This window comes from Sagittula sp. P11 (genome assembly GCF_002814095.1).
Classification (GTDB): domain Bacteria; phylum Pseudomonadota; class Alphaproteobacteria; order Rhodobacterales; family Rhodobacteraceae; genus Sagittula.
The window spans coordinates 3,920,037-3,931,715 of the sequence record NZ_CP021913.1 but is presented as its reverse complement, the minus strand read 5'-3'; the positions used below and the strand labels follow the sequence as shown (position 1 = coordinate 3,931,715).

Annotated in this window: 9 protein-coding genes; 2 read left to right on the top strand and 7 right to left on the bottom strand. The window is 65.0% G+C overall.

Annotation, left to right across the window (positions count from 1 at the left end):
- The first annotated feature begins 176 nt into the window (after positions 1-176).
- A complete protein-coding gene (locus CDO87_RS19015) occupies positions 177-1,634 on the top strand; it encodes a DEAD/DEAH box helicase (protein WP_100930237.1) in 1,458 nt (485 codons plus the stop codon).
- A gap of 67 nt (positions 1,635-1,701) precedes the next feature.
- Here the strand turns inward: CDO87_RS19015 and CDO87_RS19010 are convergent, their stop codons facing one another.
- Complete coding sequence (locus CDO87_RS19010; protein WP_100930236.1) at positions 1,702-2,127, bottom strand: OsmC family protein; 426 nt, start codon at positions 2,125-2,127, stop codon at positions 1,702-1,704.
- Positions 2,128-2,319: 192 nt separating this feature from the next.
- On the opposite strand from CDO87_RS19010, the gene CDO87_RS19005 reads away from it, so the two are divergent.
- Positions 2,320-3,066: a PilZ domain-containing protein gene (locus tag CDO87_RS19005; protein ID WP_198521757.1), complete on the top strand. Its 747-nt coding sequence runs from the start codon at positions 2,320-2,322 to the stop codon at positions 3,064-3,066.
- Between the two features lies 1 nt (position 3,067).
- Here CDO87_RS19005 and CDO87_RS19000 read toward each other — a convergent pair whose 3' ends face one another.
- The 6 genes from CDO87_RS19000 to nuoL all read right to left on the bottom strand — a co-directional run bounded on the left by CDO87_RS19000 (position 3,068) and on the right by nuoL (position 11,676).
- Positions 3,068-4,735 (bottom strand): ribonuclease J, encoded by a 1,668-nt coding sequence (locus tag CDO87_RS19000; protein ID WP_100930234.1) that lies wholly within the window; start codon positions 4,733-4,735, stop codon positions 3,068-3,070.
- Positions 4,736-4,765: 30 nt separating this feature from the next.
- Complete coding sequence (locus tag CDO87_RS18995) at positions 4,766-5,548, bottom strand: type III pantothenate kinase (RefSeq protein ID WP_100930233.1); 783 nt, start codon at positions 5,546-5,548, stop codon at positions 4,766-4,768.
- A 13-nt stretch (positions 5,549-5,561) separates the two neighbouring features.
- A complete protein-coding gene (locus CDO87_RS18990; protein WP_100930232.1) occupies positions 5,562-6,296 on the bottom strand; it encodes a biotin--[acetyl-CoA-carboxylase] ligase in 735 nt (244 codons plus the stop codon).
- A 126-nt stretch (positions 6,297-6,422) separates the two neighbouring features.
- The gene (gene nuoN, locus CDO87_RS18985; RefSeq protein WP_100930231.1) at positions 6,423-7,874 is read right to left on the bottom strand and encodes an NADH-quinone oxidoreductase subunit NuoN; all 1,452 of its coding nucleotides are present in this window, start codon (positions 7,872-7,874) and stop codon (positions 6,423-6,425) included.
- 11 nt (positions 7,875-7,885) lie between these two features.
- The gene (locus CDO87_RS18980; RefSeq protein WP_100930230.1) at positions 7,886-9,454 is read right to left on the bottom strand and encodes an NADH-quinone oxidoreductase subunit M; all 1,569 of its coding nucleotides are present in this window, start codon (positions 9,452-9,454) and stop codon (positions 7,886-7,888) included.
- Complete coding sequence (nuoL, locus tag CDO87_RS18975) at positions 9,454-11,676, bottom strand: NADH-quinone oxidoreductase subunit L (RefSeq protein WP_100930229.1); 2,223 nt, start codon at positions 11,674-11,676, stop codon at positions 9,454-9,456. The genes CDO87_RS18980 and nuoL overlap by 1 nt, the downstream gene beginning before the upstream one ends.
- Positions 11,677-11,679 lie beyond the last annotated feature (3 nt).

Below are 11,679 nucleotides of genomic sequence, written 5' to 3'. Positions count from 1 at the left end.
CCCCACGTCCCATGCGGTAATTTCACGGCAAGAGGCCACATCCGTTGACCTTTCCGCATAATTTCACTAAGGGACCACAAAGGGTTGAGAGCGCAACGACGTCAGGCCATCCGGGCCGGACCCTTCATCCATACGCGCGGGCCAAGGTTTGAGTGTCCGCAATCACACGGACACGCATGACAAAATTCTCTGATCTCGATCTCAGTCCCAAGGTTCTCAAGGCCATCGAAGAGGCCGGCTACACGACGCCGACCCCCATTCAGGCCGGTGCCATCCCCCACGCCCTCGAAGGCAAGGATGTGCTCGGAATCGCCCAGACGGGCACAGGCAAGACCGCCTCTTTCACCCTTCCGATGATCCACAAGCTCGCCCGGGGCCGCGCACGCGCCCGGATGCCGCGCTCGCTGGTTCTGTGCCCCACCCGCGAACTCGCGGCGCAGGTGGCGGAAAACTTCGACACCTACTCCAAGCACGTCAAGCTGACCAAGGCCCTGCTGATCGGCGGCGTCTCGTTCAAGGAACAGGACGTGCTGATCGACAAGGGCGTCGACGTGCTGATCGCCACGCCGGGCCGCCTGCTCGACCATTTCGAACGCGGCAAGCTGCTGCTGACGGGCATCGAGATCATGGTGGTGGACGAGGCCGACCGGATGCTCGACATGGGCTTCATCCCGGATATCGAGCGGATCTTCTCGCTCACCCCGTTCACCCGCCAGACGCTGTTCTTCTCCGCCACCATGGCGCCGGAGATCGAGCGCATCACCAACACCTTCCTCTCCGCGCCCGCGCGGATCGAGGTGGCCCGCCAGGCGACCGCCTCCGAGACGATCACCCAGGGCGCCGTGGTCTTCACACCGTCCCGCCGTGACCGTGAAGGCAGCGAAAAGCGCGCCGTTCTGCGCGCGCTGATCGATGCTGAGGGCGAGGCCTGCTCAAACGCGATCATCTTCTGCAACCGCAAGGTCGATGTGGATATCGTTGCGAAATCGCTGAAGAAATACGGCTACAACGCCTCGCCGATCCACGGAGACCTCGACCAGTCGCAGCGCACGCGCACGCTGGACGGGTTCCGTGACGGGTCCGTCCGCCTGCTGATCGCCTCCGACGTCGCGGCCCGCGGTCTGGACATTCCGGCGGTGACCCACGTCTTCAACTTCGACGTGCCCAGCCATGCCGAGGATTACGTGCACCGCATCGGCCGTACCGGCCGCGCCGGACGCTCCGGCAAGGCCTACACGATCTGTGTGCCGCGGGACGAGAAGTACTTCGATGCCGTCGAGAAGCTCCTCCAGAAGGAGATCCCGCGCCTCGAGAACCCGCTGAAATCGGAGGCCCCGGCAGCGGCCGAGCCGCGCTCCGACAGCCGCAAGGACAGCAAGCCCGCGGAAGAGAAGGAAACGCGCAGCTCGTCGAGCCGTTCGCGGTCTTCTTCCTCCTCCTCGTCGTCTTCCTCGTCTTCGTCCAACCGGTCGTCTTCCTCTTCGTCCAGCCGCTCCGGCAGCAGCTCGAAGAACAGCCGGTCGTCGTCTGCGCGGTCCGACCGCAACGACCGCAAGGAAAGCAACATGATCGGCATGGGCGAGCACATGCCGGAGTTCATCGCGCTCAGCTTCGACGAGCGCCGCGCGGGCTGAAGCCAAGGCACACTGACATGAAAAAGGCCGGCCCCGAGGGACCGGCCTTTCCTGTTTCCGAGCGCGATTATCCGAGCGTCGCCGTCATGGTGATCTCGCAGTCCAGCAGCTTCGAGATCGGGCAGTTGGCTTTCGCCGTCTCTGCCGCCTTCATGAAATCCTCCTCGGACGCGCCGGGCACCTTCGCCGCGACGGTCAGGTGGGACTTCTTGACGGCGAACCCGTCGCCTTCCTTGTCCATGTAGATCTTCGCGGTGGTCGAAATCTCGTCGGGGACCAGATCGCTCTGACCGAGGATCATCGACAGCGCCATGGAAAAGCAGCTGGCGTGCGCGGCCCCGATCAGTTCTTCCGGGTTGGTGCCGGGCTTGTCTTCGAACCGGGTGTTGAACCCGTAGGGCTGATCCTTCAGCGCGGCGGATTCGGTGGACACGGTGCCCTTCCCGGTCTTGAGGTCACCCATCCATTTTGCGGAACCGGCTTTCTCGATCATGTAAATCTCCTGTCTTCTGTCTGTCGGCGCGCCTTCAGGGCACACCTCATGGCGCCCGACGGGGCGCATCGAAGACCCAACGACCCGGAGCACATCCGGTTCCTTAAACCGATCCTTAACCCGGCAGGTGAGATGGTGCGGCCGTACAAGTTGTGAATCGGCAGGGCGATGCAAGCCAATGCGACCTTTCGGATGAGTGAACGCCGTTCCCCCCGCGTTTCGATCGACCTGCGTGTCATCGCCATACAAGACGGGCTTGAAATACCGGGAAAGGTCCTGAACCTCTCCGGTGGCGGCGTGCAGATGGCACTGGACCCGATTTCCTCCGCAGCGATGCGCAGCGGTCCGCTGGAGCTCGAGATTGCGGGCATCGGGCGATATCCGTCGCGGATCGTCTGGAAGGCCGTCAACAGCCTCGGTGCCGAGTTCCTGATCAGCGACAGCATGCGCCAGCTGGTGGAGCATCGCATCACCGCCCTTGGTCGGAGCATGAAGGAACCGACCGGCCGCAGCGCGGAGCCGCCCCTGCAAGTAGAGACAGTCGAGGCGCCAGAGCTGCCGCCCCCCTCGTCAGAGGCGCCGGCCCCCGTCAGCACGCTGCGGATCGTGGAAACGGACCAGTTCACCGATCTGCGCCGCAGCCCGCGGATCAAGGTCAACCTGGGCGCGCGCTGCTTCCAGGGGGGGTACGACATCCCCTGCCAGATCCTCGACATCTCCGAAGGCGGCGCGCGGATGCGGTTCGATTCCATCGGGATCGCGGGCGTCCGCGACGACACACTGAACCTGCAGATCCCCGGCTACGGCCAGTACCACGCCGATTTCCGCTGGCGGCAGGGCTCAGACGCCGGGGCGGAGTTCCGGCTGACCGACCGCCAGAGGGAGCACCTCTCCAACCGCATCCGCACCGCCCTTCGGGACGGCGCCGTAAGCGCCTGACTCAGGACAGGCGGCTGACGACGACCGTGACCTCGGGCTTCTTGCCGATCTCGTTCTGGCAGGTCTGGCGCACCACGCGGCGCAGCCCCTCTTCCAGCTTGTCGTCGTCGGTCAGGGTCTTGTCCCCGGCCCGGCCGACAAACTGGCCGAGGTCGGCCTCAAGGATGTCCACCAGCGGCACGTGGCTGCGACCGATCTCGGCCAGCCCCATGAGGTCGCACCAAGGATCGCCCAGCGGTTCGTCCTCTTCGTCGAGGATCATCGTCACAACCACGTGGCCGTTCAGCGCCATGCGGATACGGTCGCGCACGATGCCGTCCAGCGCGCCGATCTGCACCGTACCGTCAAGGTAGGTGCGCCCGGTCTCGATATACTCTGCCACCTTGGGTTCGTTGCCAGTCAGGTCGATCATCATGCCGTTGACCGCCAGGACCCCCTGCCGCCGCCGCTCCGTCGCCAGCTTGACGTGCTCCCTCAGGTGCCGGTGCTCGCCATGCATGGGCACCACGATCTGCGGCTGCACGATGTCCTGCACGGTTTCCAGGTCCGGACGGTTGGCATGGCCCGACACGTGGTAATCGCCCATCGAGTCGTCGACCACGTCCACGCCCTTCTCCGACAACTGGTTCATGATGCGGATCACGTCCCGCTCGTTGCCGGGAATGGTCTTGGAGGAGAACAGGAAGAGATCGCCCTCCTTCAGCTCGATCCCGTTGAACTTGCCCCGGGACAGCTGGGCCGAGGCCGCGCGCCGCTCCCCCTGCGAACCGGTGGCGAGGATCATCAGGTTCTCGCGCGGCAGCTGCGCGGCATCCTCCGGACTGACCACGCTCGGGAACCGCGTCAGCACGCCCGTCTCCACCGCGGCCTCGACCATGCGGCGCATCGCGCGGCCCATCAGGCAGATCGACCGCCCGGCCCGCTCACCCGCTTCGGCCAGCGTCTTCACCCGCGCCACGTTGGAGGCGAACGTCGTCGCCACCACCATGTGCCTGGCCTCGCTCACCAGCTTCTCGACCGCGGGGCCGACGATGACCTCCGACCGGCCGGGATGGCGGTTGAACACGTTGGTGCTGTCGCAGACCAGCGCCTTCACCCCGCCTTTCGACACCTCGGCCCACAGCTCCGGATCCCACGGCTCGCCCACCAGCGGCTGGGTGTCCAGCTTGAAATCGCCGGTGTGCAGCACCCGGCCCGCCGGGCTGTCGATCACAAGACCGCTGCTTTCGGGGATGGAGTGCGAGATCGGCAGGAACCCCACGGTGAACGGCCCCACCGTCACGGTTTCCGGCCAGGCGGAACAGGTCCGCACCGACTTCCCCTCAACTCCGTATTCCGCCAGCTTCTGACGGGCGAGGTTCGCGGTGAAGGCCCGCGCGTAGATCGGCACCGACAGATCGCCGAAGGTATGCCCCACCGCGCCCACGTGATCCTCGTGCGCGTGGGTGATGAACATCGCCTCGATGCGGTTCTTGTTCTCTTTCAGCCAGGTGATGTCCGGCAGGATCAGGTCGACGCCCGGCGTGCCGTCCATGTCCGGAAAGGTCACGCCCATGTCGACGACGATCAGCCGCTCGGCCCCCGGTTTGCCGTACCCGTAGACGTAGCAGTTCATGCCGATCTCGCCGGCGCCCCCAAGCGGGAGATAGATCAATCGCGCGTCGCTCATGCCTTGGCCTCTTCAATTCGTTTGCCACGGCTACTCTGCATGAGCACGGGCCTTGTTATGTGTGTAGATCACGGTAAGTCCGTGCATTGTCAGGAATTCATCGTAGGCGTCAAATAGCGGCACCGACTGCTGGAACAAGGGCGCCAGCCCGCCGGTTGCCACGATGCGCATGGGGCGGTCGCGCTCGGCCTTGATACGGTCGCAGATCTCCCGCACGAGCCCCACGTACCCCCAGAACACGCCGGACTGCATGCACGCAACCGTATTCGTGCCGATCACCGACTGCGGGCGGGAAATGTCGACGTGCGGCAGCGCCGCCGCTGCCTGGTGCAGGGCCTCGAGGCTGAGGTTCACGCCCGGTGCGATCACACCGCCGATATAGGCGCCGTCGCTGGCCACCACGTCGAAGGTGGTGGCCGTGCCGAAGTCCACGATCACAAGGTCTCCGCCGAACTTGTCGAAGCCCGCCACCGTGTTCACCAGACGGTCCGGGCCGACCGCGGTGCCGGGATCCACCCGCACGTCCACGGGCAGGCTGCACTCCGGCCGCCCGACCACGATGGGCCGCGTCTTGAAGTACCTGTCCGACAGCACCCGTAGGTTGAAGACCACGCGCGGCACCGTGGACGAGATGATGACATCGGTGATCTCGGCCTTGATGCCCTGGAACTCCATCAGCGTCGACAGCCAGACATAGTACTGGTCCGCCGTCCGCTGATGCTCGGTCGAGGTGCGCCATGTCGCGATGAAGACCTCGCCATCCCAGATCGAGAACACGGTGTTGGTGTTGCCGCAGTCTATGGCAAGCAGCATGAGGCGTGACCTTTCAGAAGAAGACGTCCGCGGCCGCGATCGCCGTCCGGCCCTGCGGCGTGTCTAGAACAAGTTGCCCGCGGGCGTCCACCGTCTCGAAGACGCCGGTGACGGTGCGGGTTCCGGTGCGCGCGGTGATCGTCTCGCCCACACGGGCCGCCCTAGCCAGCCAGGCCTCCCGGATCGGCGCAAAGCCGTAGGTGACAAAGGCGTGTTCCCGCACGGCCCAGGCTTCGGCCAGCGCATCCAGCATCCGTTCAGGCGTCACCCGGACCCCGGTTTCGGACAGCAGCGACACCGGCGGCACCGCCCCCTCCTCGACCTGCTGCGCGCCGGGCGCGGCGATCAGGTTAACGCCGATCCCCACAGCCAGGCCGCCGCCCGGCAGCCCCTCCAGCAGGATGCCCGCCACCTTGCCGCCGTTGAGCAGCACGTCGTTCGGCCACTTGAGCGCCAGGGCTGCCTCCGCACCCGTCAGGGTCGCAAAGGCATCGAACAGCGCGAGCGAAGCCACGAACGACCGCAGCGCCACCACATCCGGCGTCTCCTGCGGGCGCATGACCAGCGTCCCGGCAAAGTTCCCCTCCGGCGCCACCCAGGCCCGTCCGCGGCGCCCGCGCGCGGCGGTCTGGCGCAGGGCGCAGATCCACTCCGGCCCGGCCAGCCCCGACACGACCCGCGCCGCCTCGGCGTTGGTGCTGTCGACCTCCGCCAGCACCCGCCGCCCGTAGCCCTCAGGCCAGCCCATGCGCCCTGCCCTTCATCTTGGTCCAAATACCTTGGGGTCCGGGGGGAACCCCCGGCGTGCCGCAGGCACGAAAAAGCGACGCGCCCGCAAAGGGGCGCGTCGCCGCATGAAAACAGCCGGTCAAGATCAGTTGACCAGAGCGACCGCTGCCGCCTGCGCCGAGTCCTGCACATCCACCGTCAGGCCCAGCGGGTTGAAGACCGCCAGCACGATGATGATCGCAGACAGCGCCAGGAAACCCGACAGCAGCGGCGAGGACGACGTGTCGAGCGCGTCCTCCCGGTCTTCGCCGAAGTACATGTAGAACACGATCCGCAGGTAGTAGTAGGCCCCGATGACCGAGGCGACCACGCCCGCGACCGCCAGCCAGACCATGTCCGCCTCGACCGCGGCCATCAGCACGCCGTACTTGGCGAAGAAGCCCAGCAGCGGCGGCACGCCCGCCAGCGAGAACAGCAGCACCAGCATGGCCAGCGCACGGCCCGGTTCCTTCTTCGAATACATGCCGAGCGACTCGATGTCCGTCACCGGCTGGCCGTCGCGCTCCATCGACAGAATGAAGGCGAAGGTGCCGACGTTCATCGTCACATAGATGGCCATGTAGATCAGCATGTTCTGAACGCCGACCTCGGTCCCGGCGGCAAGGCCGATCAGGGAATAGCCCATGTGGGCGATCGACGAATAGGCCATCAGGCGCTTGATGTCCTTCTGCCCGATGGCCGCGAAGGAGCCGAGGAACATCGACAGCACGGCCAGCAGCGCGATCACCTGCCCCCAGTCCGCCGTGGCGTTGCCGAAGGCGTCGAACATCACGCGGGCGAACAGGCCCATCGCCGCGACCTTGGGTGCGGTGGCGAAGAAGGCCGTCACCGGGGTCGGAGAGCCCTGGTACACGTCCGGCGTCCACATATGGAACGGCACGGCCGAGACCTTGAACGCCATGCCCGAAATCATCAGCACCAGACCCAGCAGCAGGCCGATGGAGACATGCCCCTCTTCCGCCGTCTGGATGATGCCGGAGAACAGCGTGGTGCCCGCGTAGCCATAGACCAGCGATGCGCCGTAAAGCAACAGGCCGGAGGACAGCGCGCCCAGCACGAAGTACTTCAGGCCCGCTTCGGTCGACTTCACGCTGTCCCGGCGCAGCGACGCCACCACGTACAGCGACAGCGACTGCAGCTCGAGCCCCATGTAAAGCGACATCAGGTCGCCCGCCGACACCATGACCATCATGCCGACCACGGCCAGCGAGACCAGCACCGGGTACTCGAACCGCAGCAGGCCGCGACGCGCCATGTAACCCTCGCTCATCAGCAGCACCGCCGCCGCGGAGATGAGGATCAACACCTTCGAGAAGCGCGAGAAGCCGTCCGACTGGAACATGCCACCGAATGCACTCTGTGCGCCCTCGCCCGTCGTTCCGATCCAGAAGGCCAGGACCACGAACAACGCCGCGGTCGCCCATGTGAGCGCCGGGGCGAGGTCGTCCTTCGCGGTGTAGACCGCGCCGACCAGTGCCACCATCGCGTAGACCGACAGGATGATCTCCGGCAGGATGATGTTCAGATCTGCTGACATCTGTCGCCCCCTTAGTGTTCAGATTCGGCCACTTGGGTGGCGTCGCCACCCCGGCCCGCGCTTTCCAGCGCCATGTCATATTTCGAGACGAGTGCCTCCACCGACGGTCCGATCCGGTCGAGGATCGGCGCGGGGTAGACCCCCATCCAGATGGTCATGACGACGAGCGGCGCGAAGATCGCCTTTTCCCGTGCGGTCATGTCCTTGATGGTCTTCAGGCTTTCCTTGATGAGGTCGCCCATCACCACGCGGCGGTACAGCCACAGCGCATAGGCCGCCGACAGGATCACGCCGGTCGCGGCACCCGCCGCCACCCAGGTGTTGACCTGGAAGATCCCCGCCAGCGTCAGGAATTCGCCGATGAACCCGGAGGTGCCCGGCAGGCCGACGTTGGCCATGGTGAACAGCATGAAGATCAGCGCGTAGGCCGGCATGCGGTTCACGAGGCCGCCGTAGGCGTCGATCTCTCGCGTGTGCATCCGGTCGTAGATCACGCCGACACAGAGGAAGAGCGCGCCGGAGATGAACCCGTGAGAGATCATCTGGAAGATCGCCCCGTCCACGCCCTGCTGGTTCGCCGCGAAGATCCCCATCGTGACGTAACCCATGTGCGCGACGGACGAATAGGCGATCAGCTTCTTCATGTCCTCCTGCACCAGCGCCACGAGCGAGGTGTAGATGATCGCGATCACCGACAGCGTGAAGACGAAGTTCGCCATCACGTCGGAGCCCACCGGGAACATCGGCAGCGAGAAGCGCAGGAAGCCGTAGCCGCCCATCTTCAGCAGGATCGCCGCCAGCACCACGGAGCCCGCGGTCGGCGCCTGGACGTGCGCTTCGGGCAGCCAGGTGTGCACCGGCCACATCGGCATCTTCACCGCGAAGGAGGCGAAGAAGGCGATGAACAGCATGGTCTGCAGGCCGCCCACCACCGGGATGCCCAGAACCGAGAACTCCTCGGACGCGAACTGGTGGGTCAGCAGCGACACGTCGCAGCCCCCGATGCAGGTCGTTCCCGCGTCGGCATACATCGCGACCATGGCTACCAGCATCAGCACGGAGCCGAGGAAGGTGTAGAGGAAGAACTTGAACGATGCGTAGATGCGGTCCTTGCCGCCCCAGATGCCGATGATCAGGAACATCGGGATCAGGCCTGCCTCGAAAAAGACGTAGAACAGGACCAGGTCCAGCGCCATGAACACGCCCAGCATGAGCGTTTCCAGCATCAGGAAGGCGATCATGTATTCGGTCACGCGGTGCTTCACGTCCCACGAGGCCCAGATCACCAGCGGCATCATGAAGGTCGTCAGCATGACGAACAGGACAGAGATCCCGTCGACGCCCATCCGGTAGCTGAGGCCCATCAGCCACTCGCCCTCTTCCACCATCTGGAAGCCGGTGTTCGACGCGTCGAACTGCGCGAGGATGAACAGGGATATGATGAAGGTCGCCGTCGTGGCGATCAGCGCAAGGTACTTCGCATTGCGCTGAGCCGCCGCATCGCTGCCGCGCAGGAAGACCGCAAGGATCAGTGCCGCCAGCGCAGGCAGGAAGGTGACGATGGAAAGAAGGTTGGCCATTACTGCGCCCCTCCGGAGATGGTCATCCACGTGATCAGGACCGCGATCCCGATCACCATGGCGAAGGCATAGGTGAAGATGTAACCGGACTGCGCCCGACCGGCGAGACGGGTGACCCAGGGGACAATGCCCATGGCCAGACCGTTGATCCCGCCCTTGATGATGGCCTCGTCACCACCCTTCCACAGGATGCGGCCCAGCTTTTTCGAGGGCTGCACGAAGAGGAAGTCGTAGATCTCGTCGAAGTACCACTTGTTCAGCAGGAAGAGGTACAGCGGACGCTGGTTCTCTGCCAGTTGCTTCGGCATCGCCGGGTTGACGATGTAGAACCAGTAGGACACCGCGAAACCGATCAGCATGGCGATGAAGGGGCTGACCTTCACCCAGACCGGCGCGTGGTGCGCGTCGTCCATGACGGTGTTGTCCGCGGCCATGAAGATCGCGCCCTGCGGCGCCATTCCGGCAGACCCGTGGTCCCCCTCGGCGGCATGGGCTGCATCGCCCTCGCCTTCCGCTGCGGCCACGTCTTCGCCGTTGGCCTCGTCGGCAACCGCGTCGCCCGTGGTTTCGGTGTCGGCGGCAACGGTCTCGTCCGCGCTGGCTTCTTCGTTCACCGCGTCCGCGGCACCCTGAAGCTCGGCCACGTCCTCCGCATGCGCGGCGTCGCTCCCGACCACCTCTTCATGGTGCGCCGGGATGCCGAAGAAGGCGTTGACCCGGGCGTGGTCGCCGAAGAACGACCCGTACCAGACCATGCCGGAGAAGATCGCGCCAAGTGCCAGCACCCCCAGCGGGATAAGCATGACCTTCGGGCTTTCGTGCGCATGTTCATGCGTGTGCTTGTTGCCACGCGGCTTGCCGAAGAAGGTCAGGAAGATCAGGCGCCACGAATAGAACGACGTGAACAACGCAGCGACGACCAGCATCCAGAAGGCGTAACCGCCGGCGGTGCCCGCCCATGCGCTCTCGATCACCGCATCCTTCGACAGGAAGCCCGCGAAACCGATATGGGTCAGAGGAATGCCAACGCCGGTGATGGCCAGCGTGCCGATCATCATCGCCCAGAAGGTGTAGGGCAGCTTCTTCCGCAGACCGCCATAGTTCCGCATGTCCTGCTCGTGGTGCATGCCGTGGATCACGGATCCCGCGCCGAGGAACAGCATCGCCTTGAAGAAGGCGTGCGTGAACAGGTGGAACATCGCGACGGAGTAGACGCCCACGCCCGCTGCCACGAACATGTAGCCCAGCTGCGAACAGGTCGAATAGGCGATCACGCGCTTGATGTCGTTCTGCACGAGACCGACCGTCGCCGCGAAGAAGGCAGTCGAGGCACCCAGGAAGGTGACAAAGGCCATCGCGTGCGGTGCGTACTCCATCAGCGGCGACATGCGGCAGACGAGGAAGACGCCCGCGGTCACCATGGTCGCGGCGTGGATCAGCGCCGACACAGGGGTCGGGCCTTCCATCGCGTCCGGCAGCCAGGTGTGCAGGAACAGCTGTGCCGATTTGCCCATCGCACCGATGAACAGCAGGAAGGCCGCAACTTCTGCCGCGTTCCACGTCCCCCAGAGGAAGGTGAGCTGCGTCTCGGCCAGCGTCGGTGCGGCGGCAAAGATGTCGTCGAAGCGCACGGAATCCGTCAGGAAGAACAGCGCGAAGATGCCCAATGCAAAGCCGAAGTCGCCGACCCGGTTGACCACGAAAGCCTTGATGGCGGCAGCGTTGGCCGACGGCTTGCGATAGTAGAAGCCGATCAGCAGGTAGGAGGCGACACCCACGCCTTCCCAGCCGAAGAACATCTGAACGAGGTTGTCGGAGGTCACCAGCATCAGCATGGCGAAGGTGAAGAACGACAGGTACGCGAAGAAGCGCGGCTTGTAGCTTTCCTCGCCCTCCCGGAAGTTCTCGTCATGCGCCATGTAGCCGAAGGAATACAGGTGCACGAGCGACGAGACGGTGGTGACGACGATCAGCATGATCGAGGTCAGCCGGTCCAGCCGGATCGACCAGTCGGTCGACAGCGTGCCGCTTTCGATCCAGCGCAGGATCTGGACGTGCTCGGTCTCCGGCCCGTGGGTCAGGAAGGTGATCCACGAGAAGAAGCAGGCCAGGAACAGCAGGCCCGTGGTGATCCACTGGGCGCCACGGATGCCGATGAATTTCCAGCCGAAGCCCGCGATGAGAGCGCCCGCGAGGGGCGCAAACAGGATGATGCTCTCCATGGG

Coding starts and splice junctions, on each gene's coding strand:
- CDO87_RS19000 (WP_100930234.1), bottom strand. CDS start 4,735: ATGAGCGACGCGCGATTGATCTATCTCCCGCTTGGGGGCGCCGGCGAG.
- nuoL (WP_100930229.1), bottom strand. CDS start 11,676: ATGGAGAGCATCATCCTGTTTGCGCCCCTCGCGGGCGCTCTCATCGCG.
- CDO87_RS18990 (WP_100930232.1), bottom strand. CDS start 6,296: ATGGGCTGGCCTGAGGGCTACGGGCGGCGGGTGCTGGCGGAGGTCGAC.
- CDO87_RS19005 (WP_198521757.1), top strand. CDS start 2,320: ATGAGTGAACGCCGTTCCCCCCGCGTTTCGATCGACCTGCGTGTCATC.
- nuoN (WP_100930231.1), bottom strand. CDS start 7,874: ATGTCAGCAGATCTGAACATCATCCTGCCGGAGATCATCCTGTCGGTC.
- CDO87_RS19010 (WP_100930236.1), bottom strand. CDS start 2,127: ATGATCGAGAAAGCCGGTTCCGCAAAATGGATGGGTGACCTCAAGACC.
- CDO87_RS19015 (WP_100930237.1), top strand. CDS start 177: ATGACAAAATTCTCTGATCTCGATCTCAGTCCCAAGGTTCTCAAGGCC.
- CDO87_RS18995 (WP_100930233.1), bottom strand. CDS start 5,548: ATGCTGCTTGCCATAGACTGCGGCAACACCAACACCGTGTTCTCGATC.
- CDO87_RS18980 (WP_100930230.1), bottom strand. CDS start 9,454: ATGGCCAACCTTCTTTCCATCGTCACCTTCCTGCCTGCGCTGGCGGCA.